The organism is Streptomyces sp. NPDC004732 (assembly GCF_040609235.1).
Lineage (GTDB): Bacteria > Actinomycetota > Actinomycetes > Streptomycetales > Streptomycetaceae > Streptomyces.
Map to the genome: position 1 here is coordinate 1 of NZ_JBEXJR010000013.1, position 26,957 is coordinate 26,957.

A 26,957-nucleotide genomic window follows, 5' to 3' on the forward strand; every position below is an offset into this window, starting at 1 on the left:
GTTGAGCGAGCCCTGGATGAGGGCCATCTGCGGGCTCATGTTGCCGTACGTGGCGGAGTTGGCCCCGCGCGGCCCGCCCCACCGATGAGCACGCAGACCCTCCCCGACGCCTGACCCGGCGCACCGCGTTCGCGGCGCCCGGTCACGTGTCCTTCCGTCCTGCCCTCATCGTGGCCTGCCCTCATCGTGGAGAACCCATGTCCCGCGCGCCCTTGTGGCGGGCGATCGTCGCGCTCGCGGTCGTCGCCCTTTCCGTGTACGTCGCCCTCACTCAATCCGCTCGCCTCGGTCTCGATCTGCGGGGCGGCACGCAGATCGTCCTGGAGACCAAGGACTCACCCACCACCAAGGCGGACGCCGAGTCCACCGACCGCGCCCTGGAAGTCCTGCGGCAGCGCGTCGACGCGCTCGGCGTGTCCGAACCCGGCATCGCACGCTCCGGCGAGAAGCGCATCATCGTCGAACTCCCCGGTGTCCAGGACCCGCGCAAGGCGGCCGAGGTCATCGGCCGCACCGCCCAGCTGACCGTCCACCCCGTGACGGGGGAGTCGGCGGAGAAGGGCACGGCCAAGCCCGCCGCCGACGGCTCACGGACCCTGCCCGACCCCGAACGGCCGGGCGCCTACCTCACGCTCGGCCCCACCGCGCTGACGGGCCAGGGCGTCAAGGACGCCGCGGCGACGCTCGACCAGCAGTCCCTCGCGGGCTGGATCGTCTCCCTGGACTTCCGCAAGGAGGCGGGCGACACCTGGGCGCGGATCACCGGCGACGCGGCCTGCGCGCCGCAGAACGCCCCCGAACGGCGCGTCGCCATCACCCTCGACGGCAAGATCATCTCGGCGCCGGGCGTCAACCAGGGTGTGGCGTGCAAGACCGGCATCACCGGCGGCAGCACACAGATCACCGGTGACTTCGACCAGGCCGAGGCCCGCGACCTCGCCGCGCTCGTCAAGGGCGGTGCGCTGCCGGTGCCCGTCGACGTCGTCGAGCAGCGCACCGTCGGCCCGACGCTCGGCGCCGACGCCATCGAGGCCAGCACCACGGCCGCTCTCATCGGCATCGCCCTGACCGCGCTGTTCATCACCGTCGTCTACCGGCTCATGGGCGCCCTCGCTGCCCTCGCCCTCGCGCTGTACGGCCTGATCTCGTACGCCGCCCTGGTCGCACTCGGCGCGACGCTCACCCTGCCCGGACTCGCCGGGTTCGTCCTGGCCATCGGCATGGCCGTCGACGCCAACGTGCTCGTCTTCGAACGCGCACGGGAGGAATACCTCGGCGTCCGGTCCACGGACCTGGCCAAGCCCGTCCGCACGGGCTTCGCGAAGGCGTGGAGCGCGGTCGTCGACTCGAACGTGACGACGCTGCTCGCCGCCGGACTGCTGTTCTTCTTCGCCACCGGTCCTGTCAAGGGATTCGGCGTCACCCTGTCCATCGGCGTCCTCGCGTCGATGGTCACCGCGCTGGTCATCACCCGCGTCCTCGCCGACTTCGCCGTGGGCCGCGGGTTCGTACGCAAGAGGCCCGCCCTGACGGGCATCGCCTCCACGGGCCGCGTCCGCGCCTGGCTGGCCCGCCGCAAGCCGAACCTGGTGGGCCACCGGCGCCAACGGCGCCGCTGGCTCGGCGCCAGCGCCGTCCTGGTCGCCGTGGCCGTCGCGGGCATCGCGCTGCGCGGCCTGGAGTTCGGTGTCGAGTTCACCGGCGGCCGCCTCGTCGAGTACAGCACCAGCAGGCCCGTCGACGCCGACACCGCCCGCGGCGCCGTGTCCGACGCGGGCTTCCCGCGCGCGGTGGTGCAGGAGTCGGGGGACGGCGACATCACCGTACGCACGGAACGGCTGACCGACGCCGAACAGCAGCGGGTCAAGTCGGCCCTGGAGCGGCCCGGCGGCACGGTCACCGTCGAGCGCGACGAGATGATCGGGCCGAGCCTCGGCAACGAGCTGCGCCAGAAGGCGCTCATCGCCCTCGGCATCGCCGTCGCCGCCCAGCTGATCTATCTGAGCGTGCGCTTCCGCTGGACCCTCGCGGCGGCGGCCGTGTCGGCAATGGTCCATGACGTACTGCTCGTGGTGGGCCTGTTCGCCTGGCTCGGCAAGCCCGTCGACAGCGTCTTCCTCGCCGCCCTGCTCACGGTGATCGGCTACTCGGTCAACGACACGGTGGTCGTCTTCGACCGTGTGCGCGAAGTACGCCGCCGGGATCCGCGCGGCGACCTGGCGGCCACCGCCAACCACGCCGTCGTCCAGACGCTGCCACGGACGGTGAACACGGGCATGGGCGCGCTGTTCATCCTGACCGCCCTGGCGGTGCTCGGCGGCGACTCGCTCGCGGACTTCTCGCTCGCGCTGATCGCCGGGGTCCTCATCGGCATGGCCTCGACCGTCTTCACAGCCGTCCCGATCGCCGTCGCGCTCGAACGCCGGAATCCGGCGCCGCCGCCTTCGAGGCCGGGACGGTCGGGCCGGTCAGGTGGTTCCGGTGGCCCGGGTGAGGCGGCCGACGGATACAGCCCGCTGGAGGCGCGTCGGAGGAGGGAGCGGGGAACCGGGGCGGTCGTGTGAGGGCCGTGCGCGGTCGTCGACGTGTCTCCTCGGGTGCCGCATGGGCATGTCGCCTAACGTGGCCATATGGTCACAAAAAGGAATGACAGTGTTGCCAGGCGTGGACGCCGCACGGTCGCGCGAGGCGCGGGCCTGATCTGTGTCGCTGCCGCGGCCGGAGCTCTGCTCACCGGCTGCGGCAGCGAGGGCGACGACGACGCCGCGAAGACCGACGCGTCCACGGCCGGACGGGCGGCGTCGCCCTCCCCGACCGACGGGGCCACCCTCACGGACGACCAGCGGGAGCGGCAGGCGCTCGTCCCCAAGGCCAAGGTCGGCTACGACAAGGCCCTGGACGCCGCGGTGGCGACGGTCGACAAGTCGAAGCCGGTCTCCGTCGAGCTGGAGGGCACGCCGGACAAGCCGAGCTGGGAAGCCGAGGTGGCGACCGCGGACGGCGCGGCCCACACCGTCCATGTCGACGCGGTCACCGGCAAGGCGGGTCAGGCACAGGCCGACACGGACCAGGACCAGGACGACAAGCGCGAGCTTGCCGACCTGCTGAAGAAGGCGACCGTGACGCCGCAGCAGGCCGCGCAGACCGCCACGGACAAGACCAAGGGCACGGTCACCTCTGTGGAGCTCGACGACTCCGACAAGGGCGCCATGGTGCTGTGGTCCGTCGACGTCGTCACGACCGACGACTGGAACAAGACGACCTTCGACATCGACGCGACCAACCGCAAGATCCTCCGGGAGCACGTCGACCGGGACTGACCCCGACCGGCGAAGGGCGCGTATGCCGACCTGGTGGCGGTGTGGCGGTGTGGCGGTGACACCGGCGCGAGGATGGGTGCATGGATGTTCGTCAGCTGGAGTACTTCCTCGCGATCGTCGATCACGGGGGTTTCAACCGGGCGGCGTCGGCCCTCTACCTCTCACAGCCGTCGCTGTCCCAGGCGGTGCGGGCCCTGGAGCGGGACCTCGGCAGCAGCCTGTTCCACCGCATCGGCCGCCGGGCCGTGCTCACCGAGGCGGGTACGGCGCTGATCGAGCCCGCGCGGGCGGCCGTACGCAGCCTGGAAACGGCCCGCGCCAGCGTCGCCGCGGTGCACGAACTGCGCGAGGGGCGCCTCGACATCGCCGCCATGCCCTCCCAGGCGGTGGAGCCGCTGACCACGATGGTCCGCGGTTTCAGCGACCGCTATCCCGGGGTGTCGGTGAACATCCGGGCGGCGTTCACCTCGCGCGACGTCATCGACATGGTGCGCACCGGCGCCGCCGAGCTCGGCCTCCTCGCGTCGTCCGGCCCCGTGGCCGACAAGGAGGTGGTCTCGCACGACGCGGGCGAGCAGCGATTCGTCCTGGTCACCCCGTCCGACGGACCCTTCCCTGCGGGCCGCCCGGTCGCCCGTGAGGAGCTGGCGGGCCAACGGCTGATCGTCGGGCAGCGGGGCACCGGAATGCGCGCGTACGTCGACGGGCTGCGCGAGCGGGGGATCGACTTCACGATCGCGGCGGAGACCGAACACCGGGTGGCGATCCTGCCGCTGGTGCTCGCGGGGGTCGGGCTCGCCGTCGTCACCGAATCCTGGCGCACGACCGCCGAGCGGGCCGGTGCGCTGGTCCTGGACATCGAGCCGAGGACGACGCTCCGGATCGCGCTGGTGAGCCGCAGGGCCGAGCAGTCACCGGCCGCCCGGACGTTCCTGGCCTGCGGACTCGCCGCCGTCGGGCAGGGCGGGACGCTGCCCTCATGAACGGCACTCATAGGCCTGCCCTATAAGGCAGATCGGCAGAGTGTCTTGGACGGTCGAACGCCCCGATTGCTGCAATCAGGGCATGACCCACCACCACATCGCACTCATTCCCGGTGACGGCATCGGGGCCGAAGTGCTGCCCCCCGCACAGCGGGTCGTCGACGCCGTCGGCGCCCGCCACGGCTTCGACTGCTCCTACACGACGTACGACTGGTCCTGCGAGCGCTATGCCCGTGAGGGCGCGATGATGCCCGAGAACGGGCTCGACCTGCTGCGGGACAAGGACGCCATCCTGCTGGGCGCGGTCGGCTACCCGGGCGTGCCCGACCACGTCTCGCTGTGGGGGCTGCTGATCCCGATCAGGCGGGGCTTTCGCCAGTACGTCAATGTGCGGCCGATCCGCGTCTTCGAGGGAGTCGAGAGCCCCCTGCGGGCCGCCGCGCCCGGGGATGTCGACTTCGTCGTCGTGCGGGAGAACGTCGAGGGCGAGTACAGCGAGATCGGCGGCCGTCTGAACCGGGGCTTCCCAGAGGAAATGGCCGTCCAGGAGGCCGTGTTCACCCGCGCCGGGGTCACCCGCGTCCTCGACTACGCCTTCGAGCTGGCCGAGCGGCGCGGCGGCAGGCTCACCTCGGCCACCAAGTCGAACGGCATCGTGCACACCATGCCGTTCTGGGACGAGCTGGTCGCCGAGCGGGGCGCGGACCATCCGCGGGTGGCGTGGGACCAGGAGCACATCGACGCGCTGGCCGCGAAGTTCGTCCTCGACCCGGCCCGCTTCGACGTCGTGGTCGCCTCCAACCTCTTCGGTGACATCCTCAGCGACCTGGCCGCCGCCGTGGCCGGTTCCATCGGCATCGCCCCGGCCGCCAACCTCAATCCGGAGCGCGAATTCCCCTCGATGTTCGAGCCGGTGCACGGCTCCGCCCCCGACATCGCGGGCCGCGGCATCGCCAACCCCCTCGGCGCGATCTGGTCGGCCGCGATGATGCTCGACCACCTCGGACACCGTGCGGCGGCCGACGAGATCACGGCCGCCATCGCCGCGGTGCTCGCCAAGACCGACGTGCGCACCCCGGACCTCGGCGGCGAGAGCACCACCACCGAGTTCACCGAGAAGCTCCTCGAACTGCTCTGACACCGCGCAAGGCCCGGGCGGCGACGGACGGGCCGCCGCGTCCCGGCCGCGTCCACGTTCCCCGGCGAGGAGACACGCCATGGCAGCAACCGCGTCCACCACGGTCGGCACACCGTCGGCCGCACCACCGTCCGAGCCCGCCAAACCCTGGTACAAGCAGCTGTACTTCTGGGTCCTGACCGCGATCGTCGCGGGCATCCTGACCGGCTGGCTCCGGCCGTCCGTGGGCGTCGCCCTGGAACCGGTCGGCACCACCTTCGTCAACGCGATCAAAATGCTGATCACCCCGATCGTCTTCCTGACGATCGTCGCGGGCATCGGCGGTGTCGACAGCCTCCGCCGGGTCGGCAGGGTGGGCCTGAAATCCCTGCTCTACTTCCAGGCGGGAACCCTGGTCGCACTCGCCGTGGGACTGCTCGCGGTCAATCTCTTCCAGCCCGGCGCCGGTGTCCACGCCCACCCCGGTGACCTGCGGCTCTCCGGCGACGCCGCGCAGTACGTCAAGGACGGCGAGGGCCAGAGCTGGTGGCATTTCCTCACCGACATCGTGCCCTCCAGCGCGGTCGGGGCGTTCGCCGAGGGGAACATCCTCCAAGTCATCTTCTTCGCCGTCCTGTTCGGCGTCGCGCTGAAAGCCGTGGGCCCGGTGGGCGCGCCCCTCGTCGACGGCATCAACCGGCTGAGCGCGGTCGTCTTCAAGATCCTCCACTACGTCATGCTCGCCGCCCCCGTCGGCGCGTTCGGCGCCATGGCCTACACCATCGGCAAGTACGGCGTCTCGACCCTCACCAGCCTCGGCCGACTCATCGGCCTCTTCTACGGCACGTCGCTGTTCTTCGTCGTGGTCGTCCTGGGCGGCGTCCTCGCCCTGCTGCGGATCAACATCTTCCGGCTGCTGCACCACCTGCGCGAGGAGTTCCTGATCGTCCTCGGCACATCGTCCTCCGAGAGCGTGCTGCCGCGGGTGATGGTCAAGCTCGAAGGGCTCGGCGTGCGCAGGGACATCGTCGGCCTGACCGTGCCGACCGGCTACTCCTTCAACCTCGACGGCAGCTCGATCTACCTCTCCCTGGCCGCCGTCTACATCGCCCAGGCCACCGACACCCCGCTCACCCTCGGACAGCAGCTCGGACTGCTCGCCGTCATGATCCTGACGTCCAAGGGGTCAGGCGGCGTCACGGGCGCCGGGTTCATCGCCCTGGCGGCCACGCTCTCCACCGTCGGCACCGTCCCCGCCGCGGGGATCATGCTCATCTTCGGCATCGACAAGTTCATGTCCGAGTGCCGGGCCCTGACGAACCTCGCGGGGAACAGCGTGGCCACGCTCGTCGTCGCCCGCTGGGAACGCGTCCTCGACACCGCACGCGTGAACAGGGTCCTGCGCACCGGACGTCCCGAGCCGTCGAACGGCCCGGCCGACCACGGAACTTCGACGGCAGGGAAGGCGTTGGCGGAGTGACGCGCACAAGCGCGTGGACGAGCTAGGCAGTCGAGGTGGCACGGATGGCGATGTGGGACCGGATCAAGGACCAGGCGAAGGGTCTGCAGCAGTCGCAGGGGGCGCGGAGCTCCGGCGGCCACGGGCGACCGGGTTCGGGCTCCGGCGGGGGATCGAAGACTCAGCTCGTGGGCGTGCTCAAGACCCAGCTGGCCTCCCTCAAGACGGAGCTCAAGAGCGGTGCCTACCGGGACGCCAGCATGGCCATGTGCGCCCTGGTCGCGGCGGCGGACGGCACGGTCGACCCGGCCGAGCGCCAGCACGTGGAGTCCCTGATCGTGCAGAACGACGTGTTGCAGAACTTCCCGCCGGACCAGCTGCGCCAGCGGTTCAACAAGCACGTCGACCAGCTGGCGCTCAACTTCCAGCAGGGCAAGGCCGAGGTCATGCAGGAGATCGCCAAGGCGGCGAAGAAGCCGGTGGAGGCTAAGGCGGTCGTGCAGACCGGCTTCGTCGTCGCGGGCGCCGACGGGTACATCGCCCCGGCGGAGGAGCAGGTCCTGCGGGAAGCGTGCGCGGCGCTGAACGTGTCGCCGCAGGAGTTCGGTCTCTGAGCGGGTGACGGGCACCACCGCCCCGGCCCGCTGAAGGGGCTGCGCCCCGAAGGGGTTATGCCCGGACGGCGTCCAGGGCCGGGGTGATCACGTCGAAGGCCCGGTCGAGCAGTTCGGCCGGGTCCTCGGTGCCGTTGCTGCCGCTCCACCGCTGCAGCACGGCGTCGAACGCGGTCAGGGCCATCCCCGCGGCCAGCCGTGGGTACAGATCGGCCTCGGGGTCGAGCCCCGTGCGTCGGCCCATCTCCTCTGTCAGATCGCCGCGCCACTGCGCCTGCCGCTCGAGGAAGCGGGCCAGCAGAGCGGGCGTCCGCAGGATCAGCTGCACCACGCTCAGCGCGCGCTCGGAGTGGTCGGATCGGTCGGAGCAGATGGCGAGCGGGACCTTGACGGCGTTGTGCAGCGCTGTCGAGTGCGGTTCATCGGCGGGACGCTCCGCCAGCTCCGCGCGCATGCCGGTGCCCATGTCGGCCAGGAACTGGATGACCACGTCCTCCTTGGACGCGAAGTACCGGAAGAACGTGCGCCGGGACACTCCGGCGGTGGCCACGATCTCGTCGATGGTGACCGCGTCGTACCCCTTCAGCGCCAGCAACTGCAGTGCGGACTCGGTCAGTTCGTCCGAGACGAGGCGGCGCTTGCGCTCGGCCAGGCTCATTCGGGGGTGGGAAGTCACCGGTTCATCGTACATCTCGGGCGTTCGCATGCCCTCTTCGTCACTCAGGGGCAGGGCGGCATCCCGTGCCGCGGACGGCGAGGAATGCCGCCCTCTGCCGGGTCGGCCGGAGTTCCCGGCAGTCGCAGGTCAGAGCTTGCGCCAGCGTGCGCTCGCCCACGAGAAGAGCCCGAAGGCCACGAGGCCGACGGCGATCAGCGCGAGCAGCCAGGGGCCCGCGCCGGTGTCCGCGAAGGAGCGCAGGGTGTTGTCCATGCCCTTGGCCTCGCCCGGCTTGTGGCGCAGGGCCGCGGTGATGGCGAAGCCGCCCGCGGCGCCGAAGACCACGCCGCGTGCCGTCCCGCCGGTGATGCCGACGACGTCGGTCGCCCGGCGCATCTGCCGCGGCATCTCGGAGACGCGCAGCCGGTCGCGGAACTTCCGCAGGAGAGCACGGCCCGCGATCCAGAGCCCCGCCCCGAGCACTCCGGCGCCCGCGGCCGCGACGATCCACTGTCCACCGGGCCAGTCGAGCACCTTCGCCGTCGCGTCCTGTGTCTGCCGGTCGCTGGAGCCGCTGCCGCTGCCCTGGTCCCCGGCGGCGTAGGCGATGACGGAGTACGACACGAAGCCGTAGAAGAGACAGCGCACGCCCGCGAGGGCCCGCTTGCCGGCGGCGTCGCCGTCCGGTCCCGCCTGTCCGAAGAAGACCTCGGAGAGCCGCCACAGCGCCATGCCCGCCAGGGCGCCGCCGAGCAGCCACAGCAGTACGTGCCCGAACGGCCGGTCCGCCAGCTCGGCCAGCGCGCCGCCACGGTCCGCCTGGCGGCCGTCGCCGTCGGAGAAGGCGATGCGCAGGGCCAGCGCCCCGATGAGCAGGTACAGGACGCCACGCCCGATGAATCCGGCGCGCGCCACCGCGGCCACGCCGCGTCCCTTGGCTGCGCGCCGCGCCGAGCCTTTACCGCGCGCGGTGGCCGAGGTGAGGCGCGCGGAAGGGAGACGCACGGAAGGGAGGCGCATGGAGGGGAGACGCATGACTACCGAATGCCCCGGGCGCCCTGCCTCATGCGAGCCGCTTCCTGCTCCCACATAGGCAGTGATGGCGCCTTTCATGCACTTACGCGCCGATTCAAGGGGAATCGACGCGCCCCGGGTCCCGGTCGTGGGGCCGCGTCAGCGGAACCCGCTCCGGGTGCCGGTTCGTGTGCACGGGACCGGCATGCTTGCCGGAATCGTGAACGCCTTGTCGAGTGATGTGATGCGCAGCAGGCGCCGGTTGCGCGCGCTGCCGGGCACCAGCCATAAGGTGCCGCGGCCGGGGGTGACCCTTTTCCGGATGCGGACGAGCAGCCGCAGGCCGCCGGCGTCCATGAAGGTCACCTCCCGGAGGTCCGCGACGACCCGAGGGCCCGCATGGTCCAGAAGTGCCATGACACGGGGGGCGAGCTCCTGGTCGGCCCAGGCGTCCAGTTCACCCCAAAACGCAAGGACATCGGTGCCGTTCACCACGCGGTGCTGCAGGCCGAAGGTGAAGTCGGCGGTGCCCGTTTCCCAGTCCAGCAGTGTCTTCTTCCCTTCACGGAGAGTAATCAAAATGTTGGTGGCGCGGCGTACGAAGACCGGCGCCGGACGCCACCGGGGTCCTGGGCGGCACCGAAGTCATGTGTCAATCGTTCCCGCTCAGAGCCATTCGTACCCTCGTACGGTGATGTGATTGGTCGAAAAGCGGAGCTGATGAAGCGTCAACTCATTGATTACGCACAGTAATCACAGAGGTTTGTCCGCCTGAGGGGCTGTGCGGAAGGCCCGGCGGTAGGCGCCCGGCGTCGTCCCCAGGGCGCGCAGGAAACGCCTGCGGAGATTGGTCGCCGAGGAGAGCCCGGCGCGGCGGGCCACCGCGTCCAGTGGGAGGTCGGTGGACTCCAGCAACTGGCGTGCGGCCCCGATGCGTTGGGCGAGCAGCCACTGACCTGGGCTGACGCCGAGCTGGTCGGCGAAGCGCCGCGCGAGGGTCCGGGCGGAGACGCCCGCGCGTGCCGCCAGGTCGTCGACGCCGACCGGGTCGTCGAGATGCTCCGAGGCCCACGCGAGGAGCGGCGCGAGTGAACCGTCGAACTGGGCGGGGTGCGCGGGCGCCGCGTACTGCAACTGACCGCCCTCGCGGTGCGGCGGCATCACCATGTTCCGCGCCACCTGCGCGGCGTACCCGGCGCCCTGGTCGGCCCGGACCACGTGCAGACACAGATCGATGCCCGCGCCGGAACCGGCACTGGTGGCCACGTCCCCGTGATCCACGTACAGCACGTCGGGGTCGAGCCGCACGGCCGGGAAGCGGGCGGCCAGTTCGTCCGCGAGGGCCCAGTGCGTGGTCGCACGGCGCCCGTCGAGGAGCCCCGCGTGCGCGAGCACGAAGGCGCCCGAGCAGATGCTGAGCATCCGCGCCCCGCGGCCGTGCGCGCGTTGCAGTGCCTGCACCAGGGCGGGGGAGGGGGCCTCCGTGGTGGGCAGCCAGCCCGGGACGATCACCGTGTCGGCGCGGCCGAGCGCGTCCAGGCCGTCGGTCACGAGCATGTCGTACCCGGCGCGCGTCGCCACCGGCCCCGGGCGCTCCGCGCACACGCCGAACACGTACCGCCGCCCGATGCCGGGCCGCTCGATGCCGAACACCTCCGCCGCACAAGCGAGTTCGAAGGTCGACTGGGGAGCGTGGACGAGCGCGACGACACGATGCATGGCAGGAAAGTACATCAGCATGACTTTTCTGACACTCGGCGGGACGATCACCGCCGGGGAGGCTGGGACCATGACGACGGAACAGAACACCGGCTACGTATGGGCGGCCGTGCACGACGCCCCCACCCGCGAACTCTTCCCCGGCATCCGGCTGCGCCCCCTGTGGACGGGCGACGACGGTGCGCAGGCGCACGTCCTGGAGATGGACCCGAACTCCCGCTGGGAGGGGATCGACGTGCACGAACCCGGGCCCGAGGAGGTCTACGTGGTCTCCGGCGTGTTCAACGACGGCGAACGGGACTATCCGGCGGGCTCGTTCATCCACGCGCCCGCGGGCTCCTCGCACATCCCGCAGACGACCGCAGGATGCACGCTCTTCGTCTTCTACCCGGAGGGGTAGCGGAGGGCGGCAAGAGTCCAAGGCCGTGCCGCGATTGTCCATGGCGGTGGCGCGGGGCGCGGGCGCGACACTGTGAACGCGCCCGCACTGTTCTTCACCCCCCCCACCGAGGAGGAACAGCACATGTCTGCACTCAGATCCTGGCGCCGAAGCGGCGCGGTCGCGGCGGCCGTCGCCGGACTGCTGGTGGCCATGCCCGGTCCGGCCACCGCGGCCGTAGGCGGCGGAAACGTGTCGGTCAGCTGGTCCATCCCCGGCACCCCCACGGACGGCCTGCGCGACATCACCTTCCCCATGACGGTCAACAAGGCCACCGCCCACCAGAGCGGCATCTACTTCGCCCAGCAGTTCGGCTTCACCAACGCCGCGGACGTGGGCTACACCGGCCTGCAGCCCCGCGCGAACAGCGGTGGCAGCGAGCGCCTCTCCGCACGCTTCTCCAACTTCGTCGCGGGTTCGACGACCAACGACCCGCTGTGCCACGAAGGAGCCGACGGGGGGCCGGGCGTGACCTGCGCGGTCGACTTCGACGGCGTCTACGGCCACCGCTACGACATCAAGGTCGAGCGGACCGGAACCGACACCTGGACCGGCACCGCGCGGGACACGGTCACCGGCAAGGCAACGCACCTCGGCACATACACGCTTCCGGCGGGCAGCGGGAACCTCCGCGGCTCCCAGGGCGGCTTCGTGGAGTACTACGCGGGCATCCCGAGCTGCGCCGAGATGCCCAGGTCCGACGTCGTCTTCGGCGGGCCCACGTCCGGCGACGCAGGCGGCCTGAGCGGCACCGCAAGGGCCAACTACGAGTACAGCGACTGCGTGGGCGAGTCCGGCTACCGCGCGGAGAACGACGGCGCGGGCACCCACGTCACCCGCGGCTTCGTCTCCACCGCGTCGGCGGGCTGAGCCCCGCGAAGGGAGCGGGCCAGCCCCGGAATCAGCCCTGGTCCCGCTCCACCGGGAGCCACAGTTCGGCGTCCGCCTCCGTCTCCGCCGACGACTTGTCCGGCGACGGGCGCATGCGCAGGACCTCGGGCCCTGGGCGGCCGCGGTAGGGGTTCGAGGGGAACCACTCCGTGAACACGTCCCGCCACAGGTTCTGAATGGCCTCCGGCGCGGGACCCGACGCCGTGAAGACCGCCCACGTCCCGGCGGGTACGGGCAGCACGCTCGCGCCCGCCGGGGCGTCCGCGGACGTGATCACCCCTTGGTAGTAGTCGAGTTCGGTGCCCTCGGCGCGGCTCGGGTCCAGGTCGTCGCAGACGGCGAGGATGCCCCGCGGCTCCTGGTCCGACAGCTTCTCCAGCCGCTCCAGGTCCTCCGGCGCGATCCCGCGGACGAAGTCGATGATCGCTCGGTTCGGTCCCGAGTGCACCAGCGGCACCCGGGCCTTGGGGCCGACGACCGTGAAGGCGGGCTTGTCCACCACGCGATAGCGCATGTCGCTGCTCCCTTCGACGGTGAGCCGGAAGGTCATCCGGGACTGGGAGCTGAGCGTGGCTCCGGTGCGCCGGGCCTCGCCGGGCCCGACGCCGTGCAGGGAACGGAACGCCCGCGCGAACGCCTCGCCCGACCCGTACCCATGGCGGACCGCGATCTCCAGCAGCGTGTCGCGCCCTGCCAGCACCTCCGCCCCCGCGAGGGTCAGCCGTCTGCGCCGCACATACTCCGACAGGGGCATGCCCGCGAGCGCGGAGAACATCCGGCGCAGGTGGTACTCGGAGGTGGCGGCAACGCGGGCCGCCTCCGCCACGTCGACGGTGTCGCCGAGGTGGCGCTCGATGTACTCCATGGCCTGGTTGAGCCGCTCCAGCACGCGCGGTCCCCTTCCTTCTCCGTGCTCATCATGGTCAGCGCACGAGCTCCGGGGGCAGTTCCACCCAGCGCCGCGGCAGCGTGTCGTCGAGGGCCGGGCGGCCGTCGGTGATGCGGAGTCCGGCGGCCGCGCAGGCGTAGGCGAGGTCGAGCGCGTCGAACGGGACACCGGAACCGGCCTGCCAGAAGCGGAAGTGCCAGTACGCGGCCGGGTCCGACGCGTCGGGGGAGAGGCCGATCTCCTCATGCTCCATGCAGCGGCCGTCCCTCGCCAGCGTGCCGTGGGTGCCGCCCTTGGGGTTGAAGTACATCCCGTAGGCGGTGGTGTGGGCCGATATCACGCGCAGCACCGCGTCGTCGCCCGGCATGTACCCGTCCTGCGTGATGACGCAGCCGCCGGGGCTGCCCGGCAGATCGGTCACCGCGACGAAGCGGAGGGACGTGTCGTAGTCCTCCTCGTCGAACGGGGCCTGCTCCGGGGGGACTTCGGGGCAGAGAGCGGGATCGGAGCCCAGCCGCCGGACGACCTCGGCCGCGTCGAGATCGCGGACGAAGGCGATCCCGAGCCCCTCCGTCCACGCGTCCTGGTCGTCGAAGGCCGCGATGAGCGCGTCGGCGGCGCGGAAGGCCGCCAGCTCCTCGTCCGGCAGCGGCACCGCACCCGGCAGGTCTTCGACGACCGTGGCGAGCGGCGTCGTCAGCAGCAGCCGCCCCGGCGACCAGGGGCCGGTCTGCGGGGTCCAGACGTCCGCTCCGGCCCGGATCAGCGCACGGACACTGTCCTCGTTGCCCCGGCAGGCGGCGTGCCACAGCGCGGTATGCCCCTCGTCGTCGGGCACGTCGACCTGTATGACGTGCGGGAGCAGCAGGCCCAAGGACTCCGCGTCGCCCCGCTCGGCCGTCAGGTGCAGCGGGGTGGCGCCCGACCAGACGGGCGCGTCGACCGGTGCGCCGCCGTCCAGCCGGGCCCGGATCAGCGCCGCGTCGCTCCAGTCCTCGTAACCCATGCCTGCCCAGTCGCCCCGCGGCACGTACCGCACCCGAGCCTTCTCCCGCTCGCGCAGCAGGCCGCGCTCGCGCCCCGACATCGGCCGGGCCAGGAAGCCGGGCGGCCCGCCGAGCCGGGTGAAGACGAGAAAGGAATCCGTACCTGTGGCGGGCGGCGTCGGCAGGCCGGGCCACACCTCGACGGCGCGCGCAGCCGCGGCCCGCAGGGTGTCGGCGTCGACCGGCGTGCTGGTCTCGGGGATGTCCTCGTCCGGCCACTCCACCACCAGCCGCGCCTCGCCGGGCGGGGGCAGCTCCGTCAGATAGAGGTCGACGTCGGTCCTGAACAGCGAGTCGCGCATCCCGCCGGGGTCCAGTGGGATCAGCCCGGTCGGCCGTCCGGAGAAGGCGGCGGCGTGGGACGCCGCCGGGCCTACCACCGGCGCGTACGCGTCCCGGTCCGCGTCGAGCGAGGTCACCCGCCGCCCGTCGCCCAGCACGAGCCCCACCCGCAGCCCCGACTGCCTGCCCTCGCCCTCGTTCTGCCAGTGGGCTGTCCGGTGCACGGCCAGGTGCAGCGTGACCGAATCCGGCCACACGGACCAGCCGGTCAGCAGGACCTTCGCGGTGGGCCCGCCCCCGGCCACCGCGAGCTGCGGCACCGGCGCGGGCACGAACCAGTCGAGCGGCGGGCGCTCGCGGGCCGTGTCCGCACCCGGCGGACCCAGCCGGATCGCCTCGCTGCGCCGCGCGGCCGGTTCCTCGAACAACTCCTCGTAAGGTCCCTCGCGCGGCTCGTCGGGCGAATACACCAGGTCGTCAAAGAATCCCATGCCCGCATGCTGTCAGCAGGGTCTGACAACGGACCGTGCCCGGAGCGCCGGTGACGGAGGATCAGCCTCCGGTGGCCACCCGGCTCCGCTTCGCACAGTCGAGGAGGGTCGGCAGCGCCCGTTCCAGCATGTCGACGCCGTGTGCGTACGGCAGCCGCAGCCGGTCACGGAACCCGTCCACCGCGGAGAACGCGGACCCCGGCACCACGGCCACGCCCTGGCGCCGCGCCAACTGCGCAAGCGCCTCCGTGTCGACGCCAGGCACCCGCACCCACAGCGCGGGGCCACCGGCCGGACGGTCCCACTCCCAGTGCGGGGCCCGCGAACGCAACAGCTTCTCCGCGCCCGCCAGTTGCGCGCGCAGCGCCGCCCGGCGAGTGGTCCGCGCCTGCGGCAGCCCGGCCAGCAGCCGCACCGCCACCAGCTGGTCCACGACCGAACACGACAGGTCCACCGACGTCTTGATCTTCGCGAGGCGCGCCACGATGTGCGGCGACGACCGCACCCAGCCCACCCGCAGCCCGCCCCAGAACAGCTTCGACAGCGTCCCCACCGTGATCGTGGACGCCTCCGGGAGCCGGGCCGTCAGCGGCACAGGGGCCCCGTCGTTGGCCAGGCCGAGCTCGGCGCAGGCGGTGTCCTCGACGGTGAACAGCTCGCGCTCGCCCAGCGCCGAGGCCCACGCCCGCAGCGCCGCCCCGTCCAGACTGCGGCCCGTCGGATTGTGCACGGCGGGCTGGAGGTAGACGAGCCGCGGCCGCACCTTCGCGCCGAGGCGTCGCAGGGCCGCCGCGTCGGAGCCCGCGCCACCGGCCCCTGGACGGTCCCCGCCGACCGGCACGAGCCGCGCGCCGCGCGACCGCAGCGCCTCCAGGGCGCCCCGGTACGTGGGGTTCTCCACCACGACCGTGTCGCCCGGGTCGACCAGCGCCTGCGCGACCAGCCACACGGCCTGCTGCGATCCTGCCGTGACCAGGATCTGGTCCGGTTCGGTGGGCAGCCCGGCTCCGCGGTAGTACGCCGCGATGCCCTCGCGCAGCTCCGGCAGCCCGTGCGTCAGATAGCCGTCGGCCCGCAGCAGCGGGGCGAGGTCGTCGCCCGACAGCGCACCGACCGCGTCGCCCACCGCCCCCAGCCCGTCCAGCGCGCCGCTCGACAGGTCGGCGCCGCTCATCCGCGCGTCGAAACTGGCGAGGCGCCCCTCGCCCCCGTGCCGCTCCTCGCCCCCCTGTTGCTCCAGGGCCCCCGAGCCGCGCAGCCGTGAACCGCTGCCGCGGCGGCTCTCCAGCCAGCCCTCCTCCTCCAGGAGGCTGTAGGCGGCGGTGACCGTGGAGCGGCTCACCCCCAGCACACCGGCCAGCTCGCGCTGTGAGGGCAGGGTCGAGCCGGGAGTCACGTCCGCCCGCTCCGCCAGTTCCCGCAGAGCGTCCGCTAGTCGACGCGGAAGCGGAGTCGTACCCTCCGATGACCAGCCGGTGAGCAGCCGCGACAAACGGGCCGTCGGGATCTTCGCCATACCCTCATCTTCGCCCATGCGCAGGCCAATCGGGCCCCACTGGCCGTTGTCTCGCTTGAGGACCGGTCGCAGGATCAACAGCACCGAGCACCTGAAGGAGTGTGAAGTACATGGCGACGGTGGTCCTCGTCGGAACACTGGACACCAAGGGCGAGGAGTACGCGTGGTTGCGCGAGCGGCTCCGTGAGTACGGCAGCGACGTCCTGCTGGTCGACATCGGAGTCCTGCCGCCGCCCGCCCACGCCCCCGCGGCCGACATCCCGGCCGACGTGGTGGCGCGGGCCGCAGGACACGACCTGGCGGCGCTGCGCGCGGCCGGGGACCGTGGCGCGGCCGTCGCCGCCATGGCCGACGGACTGACCAGGGTCGTGCTCGACCTGCACCATCAGGGCAAGCTGCACGCGGTGCTCGCGGCGGCGGGCAGCGGCGGCTCGGCCATCGCCGCGCAGGCCATGCGGGCCCTGCCCATCGGCGTGCCGAAGGTCCTGGTCAGCACCATGGCGGGCGGCGACGTGGCACCGTACGTCGACAGCAGCGACCTCACGATGATGTACAGCGTCGTCGACATCTCCGGCATCAACTCCGTCTCGAGCCACATCCTCGGCAACGCCGCGGCCGCCGCGGCCGGGATGGCCCGCCGCCAGGAGCGCAGCTACGAGGAGCTCGCGGGCCCGCGGCGCAAGGTTGTCGCCGCCACCATGTTCGGCGTGACCACGCCCGCCGTCGACGCGGCCCGTGCCCGCCTCGCCGAACTGGGCTACGAGGTCCTGGTCTTCCACGCCACGGGCGCCGGTGGCCGTGCCGTGGAGAAGCTCGCCGCCGACGGCCTCCTTGACGGCGTCCTCGACCTGACCACCACCGAACTCGCCGACGAACTCGTCGGGGGAGTGCTCAGCGCGGGCCCCGACCGGCTCACCGCGGCGGGCGCCGCCGCCATCCCCCAGGTCGTCGCGCCCGGCGCCCTCGACATGGTCAACTTCGGCCCCGCGGAGAGCGTTCCCGAGCGCTTCGCCGGACGGCGGTTCCTGGTCCACAACCCGACGGTCACCCTGATGCGGACGACCGCCCGCGAGATGGCGGCCCTCGGCGCCATGCTCGGCCACAAGCTCGCCGCGGCCCGCGGGCCCGCCGAGCTCTACTGGCCCCTGCGCGGCCTCTCGGCGGTGGACATGACGGATGCACCGTTCGCCGACCCGGTCGCCGACAGGACGGGCCTCGACGCCCTGCGCGCCACCGTGTGCGGCAGCGGTGTCCGCCTGCACGAGGTCGACGCCCACATCAACGACGCGTCCTTCGCCGTCACCATGGCCGACCGTCTGCACCAAATGATCGGCGAACGCGCCGCCTCACAGGCAGCCCGCTGATCCGCTCTTCGAGGAGTACCCCATGAACCGCAAGGAAGCACTCGCCAGGCTGCACGCCCAGGTCGCCGCGGGACAGCCCGTGATCGGCGCGGGCGCGGGCACCGGCCTGTCCGCCAAGTGCGCGGAAGAGGGCGGCGTCGACCTGCTCATCATCTACAACTCCGGGCGCTACCGGATGGCGGGCCGCGGCTCCCTGGCCGGACTCCTGCCGTACGGCGACGCGAACGAGATCGTCGTGGACATGGCGCGTGAGGTCCTGCCGGTCGTCCGCGACACCCCGGTCCTCGCGGGCGTGTGCGGCACCGACCCGTTCCGCCGCATGGACCTCTTCCTCGACCAGCTGAAGGCCATGGGCTTCACCGGCGTGCAGAACTTCCCCACCGTCGGGCTCTACGACGGCACGTTCCGGGTCAACCTCGAAGAGACCGGCATGGGATACGGCCTGGAGATCGACATGGTCCGCGCCGCCCACGAACGCGACCTGCTCACCGCGCCCTACGTCTTCGACCCCGAGCAGGCCGCCGAGATGGCAAGGGCGGGCGCCGACATCCTCGTCCCGCACGTCGGCCTCACCACGAAGGGATCCATCGGCGCGGGCACCGCGATGACCCTCGACCGGGCGGCGGCCGCCGTGCAGGAGATGCACGACGCCGCCAAGCGGGTCAACCCGGACGCCCTCGTCCTCTGCCACGGCGGCCCCATCGCCGAGCCCGAGGACGCGCGGTACGTGCTGGAGCACACCACCGGCATCGTCGGGTTCTTCGGCGCCTCGTCGATCGAACGACTGCCCACAGAGCGGGCCATCGTCGAGCAGACGCGGGCCTTCAAGTCCCTGCGGTCCTGAAGCCCCGGCGGCCGGAAGTGTTACCAGAGCCGAGCGCCCCGCCGAGCCAGGTAGCGGTAGGGGCTGACGTCCGAGCCGTAGTGGCGCCGGGCCCGGATCTCCAGGTGGAGGTGGGGTCCGGTGGCACGCCCCGTGCTGCCGCTGCTCCCGAGCCGCGTCCCGGCACGGATGCGGGCACCCTTGCGCACCCGGATGCGGGAGAGGTGCCCGTACACCGCGTAGTGCCCGTCCGGCATCCGTACGGTGACGGCGTTGCCGTACGCCCCCGACCAGCGGGCCAGCACCACCACCCCGCCGCCCACCGCGTACACGGGGGTGCCCCGGGGGACCGCGAGGTCGATGCCGGTGTGGTGGCCCGCGAGCCAGTTGCCGCGCACCCCGTACCGGGCGGTGACCCGGAAACGGCGGCGCAGCGGCAGGGTGAACCGGCGGGGACCGGCGGCGAGACCGCGCTCCTCATCCTCGGGGGTCTCGGGGAACTCCGCGTCGCCGTCGGCCAGCGCCGACTCGAACTCGGCGTCGTAGGTGGCCGCGCAGGAGTCGTCGAGCTCCTCGTCGGCCGCCGGTGCGGCTGCCCCCGCGGAGAGCGCGCCGCCTGCCAGCAGCACCGCGGCCATGCCCAGTACGTCACGTCGTGTGGTGCCCGCTTCACGCGGGCTGTCTATGTGGTAGCCCATCTCAGTCAGCAGACAGTCACGGGCGGGGGACCGCACGTCGACTGCGCCATCCGGTGGACACGGGCCCGCCCGCGCCGCCTGCTCCGCGGGGCGGGCCGCCCTCCATAACTGACCGGACTAGTGCTCAGTACGAACTGATATTGGACGCCTTCGGAACGTCGGGACGATACTGACCGTGCAAGGAAAGGGCGGTCATTCGCGGCCGTATTCACGGGGCGCTCAGATTCCTCACGTGAAGCGTGACGGCATGTGAGGAATTTGAGGCGGCCCGGTCGTCCGGGTCGGCATCAACCGTCGCCGCCGGGGCTTCGTCATTTCCGCGCACATCAAAGGGGTTGGCCAACGATGGATCGCTCACTGGATTCAGGGTGGAACTCGTCCAAGCACGGAGTTCCCCGGCCTTTCTGAGCCTTTCCGTGTCTTTCTGAAAGGGCCGGATTCACATCATGGACGCTGCGGACACCACGGTCCTCCTCGACCGGGTCCGCGAGGCGGCGGACGAACTCCGGCGCGGCTCGGCCGAGATCGACAGCGGCCGGGCCGCCCCGGACCTCGGCTACCGGGCGGTGCGGGAGGCGGGACTCCTGACGCTCCTGGTTCCGCGGGAGTCCGGCGGCGAGGGACTGTCGTTCCTCGACTACACCAAGATCTTGGAGACGCTGGCCGTCGGGGACGGGGCGACCGCCCTCGGATTGAACATGCATTACATGGCCATCGGATCCCTGTGCGAAACGGCCGGTTCCGAACTCCCCGCCGCCGCCGACCGGTTCCGCACCTGGATCTTCCGCGAAGTTGTGGAGCGCGGCCGCATGTTCACCTCGGCCACGGCCGAGACGGGCAGCGGGGCCAGAATTCGCCATATCCACACCACCTATCGCCGTGCCGGTGACAGCTACATCCTGAAAGGCACCAAGTCCTCGGTGTCACCTGCAGGTATCGCCGATCACTATGTGATCGCGGCCCGCGAAGAAGGCGCCGCGATCGCCGACGAGGTGTCGCATTTCGTGGTGTCCAAGGACGACCCGGGGGTCTCCTTCGGCGACCCTTGGGACGCCGCCGCACTGCGCGGCACCCGGACCGCGACCATGACGCTGAGCGACGTCGTCGTCCCGCGGCAGCGGCTCTTCCTCGGTGCGGAGGGGCTCTCCCTGTTCAAACTGGTCAGGGAGCCGCACTGGACGGTGTCCGGCTGCCTGGGCGCGTATCTGGGCATCGCCGAATCCATCCTCCGGCTGACGGTCCGCCTCCTGCGGGGCGACGAGCGCCGCCGCTCCTCGCCCGCCCGCCAGGCGGACGTCGGCCGACTCGCGGTCGACCTCAGGGCCGCGCGGGCGCTGGTCCACGCCGCCGCCCGGCTGGTCGACGAGGAGAAGGGGAGCCTGGAGGCGCACACTGCGGTCCACGCGGCGAAGTACTGCATCGCGGAACTCGCCCCCAGGCTCGCCCTGGGGGCCGTCCGCATCTGCGGCGCCGACGCGCTGCGCGGCCCCGGCCCCCTGGAGCGGCTGCTGCGCGAGGCGTCACTGTGTTCGGTGACGCCCGCGGGTCCTGAGCAGTGCCTGGAGTACGTGGGCAAGTCGACGCTCGGCTACAACATGTTCGACACCCAGACCAGTGATTGGTGACTGGTGAGTGGTGACCGTTGACCTGGGCCTAGAGGGCGATCCATTCCGTGGTCGTCGTCACCTCGTCGAGGACGTCCGGCAGCGGCTCCGTTCCGAGGCCCGGGCCGGTGGGGACTTCGAGATGGCCGTCCGCGAGGACGAACGGCTCGGTGATGTCGGTGGCGAAGTAGCGGCTCGAACCGGAGGTGTCGCCGGGCAGCGTGAACCCGGGCAGCGCCGCGAGCGCGACGTTGGCGGCGCGGCCGATGCCGGTCTCCAGCATGCCGCCGCACCAGACGGGGATGCCGTGGGCGCGCGCGATGTCGTGGATGCGGCGGGCCTCCAGGTAGCCGCCGACCCGGGCCGGTTTGACGTTGATGATGGAGCAGGCACCGAGCGAGATGGCGGCGGCCGCGTGGGCCGCGGACTCGATCGACTCGTCCAGACAGATCGGGGTGCGCAGCAGCTTGGCGAGCTGCGCGTGCTGCACCATGTCGTCGTTGGCGAGGGGCTGTTCGATCAGCAGGAGGCCGAAGGCGTCGAGTTTGGCGAGGTGCTGGGCATCGACGAGGGTGTACGCGGCGTTCGCGTCGACCTGTAGCAGCAGGTCGTCCCCGAAGCGTTCGCGCACCGCGCGCACGGGCTCCACGTCCCAGCCCGGCTCTATCTTCAGCTTGATGCGGACATAGCCCTCGGCGACGTACCCCTCGACCGCGTCGAGGAGCTGCGGGACCGAGTCCATGATGCCCACCGAGACACCGCACGGGACGCGGTCGCGCGCGGCGCCGAGGTAGGAGCCGAACGACTCGCCCGTGGCCCGGAGCTGGGCGTCGAGCACCGCGCTCTCCAGGGCGGACTTCGCCATGTGGTGGCCCGTGAACGGCTCGAGGGCCCGGCCCACGGCGGCCGCGTCCACGCCGTCCTTGGGCAGCGCGGGGATGAGGAACTTGCGCAGGACGTCCTGGGCCCCGTCGACGTACTCACTGCAGTAGCGGGGCTCGGACATGGCCGCACACTCGGCCCAGCCCTCCCCGTCGGCGGTGACGACACGTACGAGCAGGACGTCGCGGCTGGTCTCGACGCCGAAGGAGGTGCGGAACGGCGCGACGAGCGGCATCGCGATGCGGCGCAGTTCGATGCCGGAGATCTTCGTCTTGGTCACTGGTTGCTCCCGGTGGGCAGGTGTGCGGGGGTGGCGGGGACGCGCTGGACGACATAGCCGCGCCGGTCGTGGAGGCCGAGGACACGGGCTCCCTCGGCGAGCAGGCCGCCGAGGGTCTCCCGGACGGCGACCCGCCAGGCGCGGGCGGCCGCGGTGTCGGTGCGGCGCAGCGCCTCGATGTCGTCCGGCAGGTCGATGAGGACGAACTCGGCGTCGGTGGGGCCGAGTCGGGGCAGGCCTTCGTGGTCGCGCACGGCGTGTGCGGCGCCCGCGGGCAGCGGGATGCCGTCGTGCGCCGCCTCCGGCCGCGGGGCCGACAGGTCCCAGGCGGTCAGGACCCGGTCCGATTCGTCGCCGCCGTTGATGGCGTCGTCCATGGCGCCGTAGAAGGACTGCAGGTATTCCTCCGGTCGCGCCCCGAGTTTGGTGAGGTTGAAGTGGGCGTTGCGGCGTATGAGGGGGTCGTAGGTCCAGGTGATGCGCTTCAGACCGCGGTCCAGGGCCCATTGGCGCTGGTGCAGTTTGAGGGCGAGGCCGATGCCGCGGCCCATGGCGGCGCCCGTGATATGGGAGTGCAGGGTGGTGCCCGCGGGCTCGCCGAAGAACGCGACGGTGGCGCCCTTCAGCTGCCCGTTCTCGTACGCGCCGCCGACGTAGTTGCCCGCATGGGCCAGTGCGCGCATGACCTCGGCGGAGATCGGGCCCGTGCTCGGCCCGGTGCCCCAGATGTCGGCGTAGAGACGGCAGACGGTCTCGAACTCCTCCATGGTGTGGAGCTCGCGGATGTCGAGGTGGTGGCTCACAGCAGCGCTCCGACGAGGTGGGCGAGGAGCTGGGTGCGGGGCGGCATGTCGGCGGTGATGACGTGCTCGTGGTCGGCGTGGGCTCCGTCGCCGACGGCACCGAGGCCGTCGAGCGTCGGACAGCCGACCCCCGCCGTGTAGTTGCCGTCGGACGCGCCACCCACTGCCGTCTGCTGGAGCGGGCCGAGTCCCGTGCGCTCGGCGATGTCGGCGGCCAGCGCGAACAGGCTCTGTGAGGCCTCGGCGTCCAGGGGCGGCCGGTTGGGGCCTCCGGACACCTCAAGGCGGGCTTCGGGGTGGTGCGGCACGAGGCCCTTGAGGAGGTCGTCGACCGCTGTCTGGGCCGCCGGGGTGGGCACGCGTGCGTCGATGCTGAGCCGGGCGAGGGCCGGGACCGTGTTGGTGGTCGTACCGGCCGACATCACCGTCGGGGTGATCGTCGTCCCCGGGCCGGTGCGGGCGGTCACCGTGTCGGTGATGCCGCGCAGGGCGAGGAGGTGGTGGGCCAGTTCCGTGGCGGCGTTGACGCCCTTCTCGGGGTCGAGACCGGAGTGGGCGGCCCGGCCGTGGGCCGTGATCTCGTAGTGGGACACGCCCTTGCGGGCGGTCTTGAGGGCGCCGCCGGTCGCGGAGGCCTCCAGGACGAGGGCGGCCCGGCAGGCGCGCGCCGTCTCCTCGATGAGCGTGCGGGAGGTGTCGGAGCCGACCTCCTCGTCACCGGTGACCAGGACGCAGACGCCGTCGAGGGAGGGCAGCAGGGACAGGGCGTGGAACATCTGCACCAGCCCCGCCTTCATGTCGAAGATGCCGGGGCCGCGCGCGACGCCCTCCCGTACCGAGAACGGATGGGTCTTGAGGGTGCCGATGGGCCAGACCGTGTCGTGGTGGCCGAGGAGCAGGACGCGCGGTGTCCCGAAGCTCCACTGCAGATGGGTCACTCCGCCGGTCACCAGCGTCCGCGGCCGGGCGCCGAGCAGCCTGCTGCCCTGCTCCGCGACGACCGTGGCGGAGCGGGCCACGGCCGCGTGATCGGCGGAGTAGGACTCGCAGGACACGAGTTCTTCGAGGTCGTCGAGCATGGCGCCGAGGGGCGGCGGCGCCGGGTGGGAAACGTGGTCGGCCTGCACGGGGGGAGTCCTCCAGGTGGTGGGATGACCACCACGCTAGGCAAGCCGCCAGGAGCAGAGTTGGTACGTGGATCACCCGTGTCGGACGGGAATTCGTACCGAAGGACGAAGAGGGCGCAGAGAGCGCAGAGGGCGCAGGCAGCCTTCCCCGGGCTCCTCCGCCTCCGCCCCTGTCAGCCCATGTGTGAGCCCATGACCCGCTTCAGATTGCCGCCCAGGATCTTGCAGATGTCGTCCTCGGCCAGTCCGCGGTCGAGGAGCGCGCCGGTGACCAGCGGCATGCCCGCAGGACCTTCGAGCCCGGGGAAGTCGAGGAACGGGTCCTCGTCACCCAGCGACTCGCAGCACGGCGGGGTCAGGTCGGCCATGACCTCCTGGATGAAGTCGGCGCCGATTCCGACGTGGTCGGTCCCGGTGACGGAGGCGATGTGCTCGATGTGGTCGACGATCCGCTCGACGCTCACCTTGTCCCGGTCGTCGGTGAGGAAGTCCGGAATGAAGTTCACGCAGATCACCCCGCCCGTGGCAGCGATGCCGCGCAGGTGTTCGTCGGACAGGTTGCGGTGGTGGTCGCGCAGCGCCCGGGCGCACGAATGGGTGGCGATGAGCGGGCGGGTCGCGATCTCCAGGACGTGGGAGACGCCGCTCGCCCCGAGGTGGGAGACGTCGAAGAGCATGCCGAGGCGCTCCATCTCCCGCAGTGCCCGGACACCGGGGATCGTCAGCCTGCTGCCTGGCGTCCTCGCAGCTGCCGTCCGCGAGCGGCGTACGGCCCCAGTGCGCTATGGAGGCGATCCGCACGCCGAGCCGGAAGAGGGTGGAGAACAGTTCCACGTGCGCGTCGACCCCGGGCGCACTCTCCAACGCGAGGACCAGGGCGATCCGGCCCGAGGCCAGGGCGGCGTCGATCTCCTCCCCGTCGCGGCACAGGGCGACGTGGTCGGCGTTGCCCTCGGCGAGGACGTGGGCGCACTCGATCATGCGCAGGGTCTGCCGGAGTGCGCCTTCCGGGCGGTACTGGTCGTCGATGAAGACGGGAAGCACCTGGATGCCGATGCCGCCCTCGCGCAGCTGGGGCAGCCAGCGCTCACGGAAGAAGCCCGCCCAGCGCTCCGGCGGCCGGGCGGTCACCGCCATCAGGAGGTCGTTGTGCGCGTCGGCGACGACGGCATGGGAGTGGAGGTCCTGGGGCACGGTGCGGGTCCTTTCGGTCGGTGGGCGGGCGGCGCCGTCAAGCGTGCGTCAGCGAGAGAACGGCGTCGAGGAGCGTTCGGACTTGCCGCCCCCGTCGTACAGCCCCATCAGACGCAACTGCAGCATCGCGGCGAACCGCTCGGACGGATCCTGGAGGTCGATCTGCCCCACTTCGGCGACGCGGCGGATCCGGTAGCGGAAGGTGTTGGGATGGACGAACACGCTCGCCGACGCGCCGATCACGTCGCCGAACGCGTCCAGCCACGCCCGCAGCGTCTCGACGAGGTGGGCGTTGTGCCGACGGTCGTAGGCCGTCAACCGGGCGAGGGGGCCCGACAGTTCATCGCGGTTGGCGACCGCCAGGTCCCGCATCTCAAGCAGCAGCGCGTCGATGTGGACGTCCGCGATGGCGGCGACGCGCCGCGTGCCGTCGCCGGGTCGGCAGGACAGTACGCGCAGCGCGCGGTCCGCGTTCGACCGGGACCGGGCGAGAGCGGCGGGTTCGGGTGCCACCGAGCCGATGCCGACGAGTGCGCCGCCGCGGTCCCCGGTGCGCTGCAGGAAGTCCGCCGCCACCTGCACGGCCCGCTCGCGCGCGGACGCCGAGTCGTCGGGGACGGGGAACAGCGCGTAGGCCACATCGCCGAGCAGCGCCACCGCCGACCGCGGCTGCACCGCCGTCAGGTGCACGGCCAGCGCCCCGGCGAGCCGCTGCCGCTCGGCGGTGACCTGGGCGTGGTCGCCGTCCGCCGAGGTTTCGAGCCCCATGGCCAGGACGAGGATGGGTTCGTCGGCGAGGCCCAGCCGCCCCAGCGCCCCGACCGCCCCTGGACCGCCCTCCAGCGCGGTCGCCACCAGATCGGCGCGCAACCGGTTCTCGGCGTCGGCACCCGCCCGGAAGCGGAGCATGTGCAGGGCGACCAGCTTGGCCGCCTCCTTGAACGCCTCCTCGCGCTCCTTGGTGAGCGGTTCGCGCAGCGCCGCCCACACCGATCCGAGGATCTCGTCACCGGCCCGCACGGCGATCGCCACCCGCGGCAGCGCGACCTCGTCGCCCAGGGCGGGCGGCGGGATGTGCACGGGCTGCTCGCTGCGGTAGAGCTCCTTGAAGACGCCGTGCTCCTCGTGGATGCGCAGATACCGCTCGGGCACCCGTCGGGCCAGGATGCTCGCCACGCGCGCCGGGTCCGCCTCGTCCTGGCGTCCGGAGAAGGCCAGGATGCGGGAGCTGCGGTCCTCGATGGTGATCGGCGCGTCAAGGAGGGTCGCGATCGCGTTCGCCAGCGCGAAAAGGTCTCCGGAGGGCACTCCGCCCAGGGTCTGTTCCCCGGGCCCGCCCACGTCGCCCTCCGAGAGCAGGGTCCGCAGCATCGCCGCCAGCTGGGCCCAGGACGCCCCGCGGGTCAGCGCAAGCAGCGCGATCCCGGTCTCGTCCGCCACGGCTTCGAGGGCCGCCGTGTCGACGGGCCCGCGCACGACGAGCGCCGCCGCGCCCACACCGGTGAGCCCGCGCATCAGCCGGGCGATCTCCGCCGCCCCGTGCACACCGACCCCGAGCACGATGGCGCGCTCCGGATAGTGCTGTTCGTCGTGCGGATCGTGGATGCCGACGCCGCCGAGCTCCGTCGCGGCCGTGGGGTCGCCGAGGAGCAGGTCCAGGAGCGAGGGCCCGAGGTCGTCGAGCACCCGGCTCAGACCACGGGCGGGGTGCGACGACATGTGCCTGATCATCTCCGCAGGTTAG

23 protein-coding genes and 1 pseudogene are annotated in these 26,957 nt (G+C 71.9%); 11 read left to right on the plus strand and 13 right to left on the minus strand.

Annotated elements, in window-relative coordinates:
• Nucleotides 1-197: 197 nt before the first annotated feature.
• From secD to ABZV77_RS33500, 6 genes are all read left to right on the plus strand, one after another.
• Entirely contained in the window at nt 198-2,564 is a 2,367-nt protein-coding gene (gene secD, locus ABZV77_RS33475) for a protein translocase subunit SecD (RefSeq protein WP_356265224.1), read from the plus strand.
• A gap of 66 nt (nt 2,565-2,630) precedes the next feature.
• Nucleotides 2,631-3,320: a PepSY domain-containing protein gene (locus ABZV77_RS33480; RefSeq protein ID WP_356265226.1), complete on the plus strand. Its 690-nt coding sequence runs from the start codon at nt 2,631-2,633 to the stop codon at nt 3,318-3,320.
• An 80-nt stretch (nt 3,321-3,400) separates the two neighbouring features.
• The gene (locus tag ABZV77_RS33485) at nt 3,401-4,303 is read left to right on the plus strand and encodes a LysR family transcriptional regulator (RefSeq protein ID WP_356265229.1); all 903 of its coding nucleotides are present in this window, start codon (nt 3,401-3,403) and stop codon (nt 4,301-4,303) included.
• An 82-nt stretch (nt 4,304-4,385) separates the two neighbouring features.
• Nucleotides 4,386-5,441, plus strand: a complete 1,056-nt coding sequence (locus tag ABZV77_RS33490) for a tartrate dehydrogenase (protein WP_356265232.1) — start codon at nt 4,386-4,388, stop codon at nt 5,439-5,441.
• A 79-nt stretch (nt 5,442-5,520) separates the two neighbouring features.
• Nucleotides 5,521-6,900, plus strand: coding sequence for a C4-dicarboxylate transporter DctA (gene dctA / locus ABZV77_RS33495; protein ID WP_356265235.1), 1,380 nt, complete (start codon nt 5,521-5,523; stop codon nt 6,898-6,900).
• Between the two features lie 44 nt (nt 6,901-6,944).
• Nucleotides 6,945-7,493 (plus strand): tellurite resistance TerB family protein, encoded by a 549-nt coding sequence (locus ABZV77_RS33500; RefSeq protein ID WP_356265237.1) that lies wholly within the window; start codon nt 6,945-6,947, stop codon nt 7,491-7,493.
• 55 nt (nt 7,494-7,548) lie between these two features.
• Here the strand turns inward: ABZV77_RS33500 and ABZV77_RS33505 are convergent, their stop codons facing one another.
• The 4 genes from ABZV77_RS33505 to ABZV77_RS33520 form a co-directional block, all read right to left on the minus strand.
• Nucleotides 7,549-8,151 carry a TetR family transcriptional regulator gene (locus ABZV77_RS33505; protein WP_356265528.1) on the minus strand — a complete coding sequence of 201 codons (603 nt, stop codon included), beginning with the start codon at nt 8,149-8,151 and terminating at the stop codon, nt 7,549-7,551.
• Nucleotides 8,152-8,298: 147 nt separating this feature from the next.
• Nucleotides 8,299-9,075, minus strand: a complete 777-nt coding sequence (locus ABZV77_RS33510) for a DUF1206 domain-containing protein (RefSeq protein WP_356265240.1) — start codon at nt 9,073-9,075, stop codon at nt 8,299-8,301.
• A 249-nt stretch (nt 9,076-9,324) separates the two neighbouring features.
• Nucleotides 9,325-9,744, minus strand: a complete 420-nt coding sequence (locus tag ABZV77_RS33515) for an STAS domain-containing protein (RefSeq protein ID WP_356265242.1) — start codon at nt 9,742-9,744, stop codon at nt 9,325-9,327.
• A 174-nt stretch (nt 9,745-9,918) separates the two neighbouring features.
• Nucleotides 9,919-10,884: a helix-turn-helix domain-containing protein gene (locus ABZV77_RS33520; RefSeq protein WP_356265245.1), complete on the minus strand. Its 966-nt coding sequence runs from the start codon at nt 10,882-10,884 to the stop codon at nt 9,919-9,921.
• Between the two features lie 70 nt (nt 10,885-10,954).
• Between ABZV77_RS33520 and ABZV77_RS33525 the strand changes: the two genes are divergently transcribed.
• Entirely contained in the window at nt 10,955-11,284 is a 330-nt protein-coding gene (locus ABZV77_RS33525) for a cupin domain-containing protein (RefSeq protein ID WP_356265248.1), read from the plus strand.
• A gap of 123 nt (nt 11,285-11,407) precedes the next feature.
• Nucleotides 11,408-12,193 (plus strand): hypothetical protein, encoded by a 786-nt coding sequence (locus ABZV77_RS33530; protein ID WP_356265250.1) that lies wholly within the window; start codon nt 11,408-11,410, stop codon nt 12,191-12,193.
• A 31-nt stretch (nt 12,194-12,224) separates the two neighbouring features.
• On the opposite strand, the gene ABZV77_RS33535 is transcribed toward ABZV77_RS33530, so the two are convergent.
• The 3 genes from ABZV77_RS33535 to ABZV77_RS33545 form a co-directional block, all read right to left on the minus strand.
• The gene (locus ABZV77_RS33535; RefSeq protein ID WP_356265252.1) at nt 12,225-13,103 is read right to left on the minus strand and encodes an AraC family transcriptional regulator; all 879 of its coding nucleotides are present in this window, start codon (nt 13,101-13,103) and stop codon (nt 12,225-12,227) included.
• Between the two features lie 34 nt (nt 13,104-13,137).
• On the minus strand, nt 13,138-14,922 hold the full coding sequence (locus ABZV77_RS33540; protein WP_356265254.1) for an ankyrin repeat domain-containing protein: 1,785 nt from the start codon (nt 14,920-14,922) through the stop codon (nt 13,138-13,140).
• A 61-nt stretch (nt 14,923-14,983) separates the two neighbouring features.
• Nucleotides 14,984-16,438: a PLP-dependent aminotransferase family protein gene (locus ABZV77_RS33545; protein ID WP_356265256.1), complete on the minus strand. Its 1,455-nt coding sequence runs from the start codon at nt 16,436-16,438 to the stop codon at nt 14,984-14,986.
• A gap of 110 nt (nt 16,439-16,548) precedes the next feature.
• Between ABZV77_RS33545 and ABZV77_RS33550 the strand changes: the two genes are divergently transcribed.
• Together ABZV77_RS33550 and ABZV77_RS33555 are read left to right on the plus strand one after the other, a co-directional pair.
• Nucleotides 16,549-17,802, plus strand: coding sequence for a Tm-1-like ATP-binding domain-containing protein (locus tag ABZV77_RS33550; protein ID WP_356265259.1), 1,254 nt, complete (start codon nt 16,549-16,551; stop codon nt 17,800-17,802).
• A 22-nt stretch (nt 17,803-17,824) separates the two neighbouring features.
• Nucleotides 17,825-18,646, plus strand: a complete 822-nt coding sequence (locus ABZV77_RS33555; protein WP_055563863.1) for a phosphoenolpyruvate hydrolase family protein — start codon at nt 17,825-17,827, stop codon at nt 18,644-18,646.
• A gap of 20 nt (nt 18,647-18,666) precedes the next feature.
• Here ABZV77_RS33555 and ABZV77_RS33560 read toward each other — a convergent pair whose 3' ends face one another.
• Entirely contained in the window at nt 18,667-19,323 is a 657-nt protein-coding gene (locus ABZV77_RS33560) for a M23 family metallopeptidase (protein ID WP_356265262.1), read from the minus strand.
• A gap of 446 nt (nt 19,324-19,769) precedes the next feature.
• Between ABZV77_RS33560 and ABZV77_RS33565 the strand changes: the two genes are divergently transcribed.
• Entirely contained in the window at nt 19,770-20,948 is a 1,179-nt protein-coding gene (locus ABZV77_RS33565) for an acyl-CoA dehydrogenase family protein (protein WP_356265265.1), read from the plus strand.
• A 28-nt stretch (nt 20,949-20,976) separates the two neighbouring features.
• On the opposite strand, the gene menC is transcribed toward ABZV77_RS33565, so the two are convergent.
• The 5 genes and pseudogenes from menC to ABZV77_RS33590 form a co-directional block, all read right to left on the minus strand.
• Entirely contained in the window at nt 20,977-22,044 is a 1,068-nt protein-coding gene (menC, locus tag ABZV77_RS33570) for an o-succinylbenzoate synthase (RefSeq protein ID WP_356265529.1), read from the minus strand.
• Nucleotides 22,045-22,085: 41 nt separating this feature from the next.
• Nucleotides 22,086-22,856, minus strand: a complete 771-nt coding sequence (locus ABZV77_RS33575; RefSeq protein ID WP_356265532.1) for a GNAT family N-acetyltransferase — start codon at nt 22,854-22,856, stop codon at nt 22,086-22,088.
• A gap of 32 nt (nt 22,857-22,888) precedes the next feature.
• Nucleotides 22,889-23,971 (minus strand): M20 family metallopeptidase, encoded by a 1,083-nt coding sequence (locus ABZV77_RS33580; RefSeq protein ID WP_356265535.1) that lies wholly within the window; start codon nt 23,969-23,971, stop codon nt 22,889-22,891.
• A 221-nt stretch (nt 23,972-24,192) separates the two neighbouring features.
• Nucleotides 24,193-25,213, minus strand: a pseudogene (locus ABZV77_RS33585) (membrane dipeptidase).
• A gap of 48 nt (nt 25,214-25,261) precedes the next feature.
• Nucleotides 25,262-26,932 carry a helix-turn-helix domain-containing protein gene (locus tag ABZV77_RS33590; RefSeq protein WP_356265269.1) on the minus strand — a complete coding sequence of 557 codons (1,671 nt, stop codon included), beginning with the start codon at nt 26,930-26,932 and terminating at the stop codon, nt 25,262-25,264.
• Nucleotides 26,933-26,957 lie beyond the last annotated feature (25 nt).

Excerpts from the sequence above, each read along its gene's own strand:
- ABZV77_RS33520 (WP_356265245.1), bottom strand. The coding sequence starts at position 10,884 with ATGCATCGTGTCGTCGCGCTCGTCCACGCTCCCCAGTCGACCTTCGAA.
- ABZV77_RS33500 (WP_356265237.1), top strand. The coding sequence starts at position 6,945 with ATGGCGATGTGGGACCGGATCAAGGACCAGGCGAAGGGTCTGCAGCAG.
- ABZV77_RS33590 (WP_356265269.1), bottom strand. The coding sequence starts at position 26,932 with ATGTCGTCGCACCCCGCCCGTGGTCTGAGCCGGGTGCTCGACGACCTC.
- ABZV77_RS33480 (WP_356265226.1), top strand. The coding sequence starts at position 2,631 with ATGGTCACAAAAAGGAATGACAGTGTTGCCAGGCGTGGACGCCGCACG.
- menC (WP_356265529.1), bottom strand. The coding sequence starts at position 22,044 with ATGCCGCTCGTCGCGCCGTTCCGCACCTCCTTCGGCGTCGAGACCAGC.
- ABZV77_RS33560 (WP_356265262.1), bottom strand. The coding sequence starts at position 19,323 with ATGGGCTACCACATAGACAGCCCGCGTGAAGCGGGCACCACACGACGT.
- ABZV77_RS33485 (WP_356265229.1), top strand. The coding sequence starts at position 3,401 with ATGGATGTTCGTCAGCTGGAGTACTTCCTCGCGATCGTCGATCACGGG.
- ABZV77_RS33575 (WP_356265532.1), bottom strand. The coding sequence starts at position 22,856 with ATGGAGGAGTTCGAGACCGTCTGCCGTCTCTACGCCGACATCTGGGGC.
- ABZV77_RS33490 (WP_356265232.1), top strand. The coding sequence starts at position 4,386 with ATGACCCACCACCACATCGCACTCATTCCCGGTGACGGCATCGGGGCC.
- ABZV77_RS33530 (WP_356265250.1), top strand. The coding sequence starts at position 11,408 with ATGTCTGCACTCAGATCCTGGCGCCGAAGCGGCGCGGTCGCGGCGGCC.
- ABZV77_RS33525 (WP_356265248.1), top strand. The coding sequence starts at position 10,955 with ATGACGACGGAACAGAACACCGGCTACGTATGGGCGGCCGTGCACGAC.
- ABZV77_RS33505 (WP_356265528.1), bottom strand. The coding sequence starts at position 8,151 with ATGAGCCTGGCCGAGCGCAAGCGCCGCCTCGTCTCGGACGAACTGACC.
- ABZV77_RS33565 (WP_356265265.1), top strand. The coding sequence starts at position 19,770 with ATGGACGCTGCGGACACCACGGTCCTCCTCGACCGGGTCCGCGAGGCG.
- ABZV77_RS33545 (WP_356265256.1), bottom strand. The coding sequence starts at position 16,438 with ATGGCGAAGATCCCGACGGCCCGTTTGTCGCGGCTGCTCACCGGCTGG.
- ABZV77_RS33555 (WP_055563863.1), top strand. The coding sequence starts at position 17,825 with ATGAACCGCAAGGAAGCACTCGCCAGGCTGCACGCCCAGGTCGCCGCG.
- ABZV77_RS33550 (WP_356265259.1), top strand. The coding sequence starts at position 16,549 with ATGGCGACGGTGGTCCTCGTCGGAACACTGGACACCAAGGGCGAGGAG.
- ABZV77_RS33540 (WP_356265254.1), bottom strand. The coding sequence starts at position 14,922 with ATGGGATTCTTTGACGACCTGGTGTATTCGCCCGACGAGCCGCGCGAG.
- dctA (WP_356265235.1), top strand. The coding sequence starts at position 5,521 with ATGGCAGCAACCGCGTCCACCACGGTCGGCACACCGTCGGCCGCACCA.
- ABZV77_RS33580 (WP_356265535.1), bottom strand. The coding sequence starts at position 23,971 with ATGCTCGACGACCTCGAAGAACTCGTGTCCTGCGAGTCCTACTCCGCC.
- secD (WP_356265224.1), top strand. The coding sequence starts at position 198 with ATGTCCCGCGCGCCCTTGTGGCGGGCGATCGTCGCGCTCGCGGTCGTC.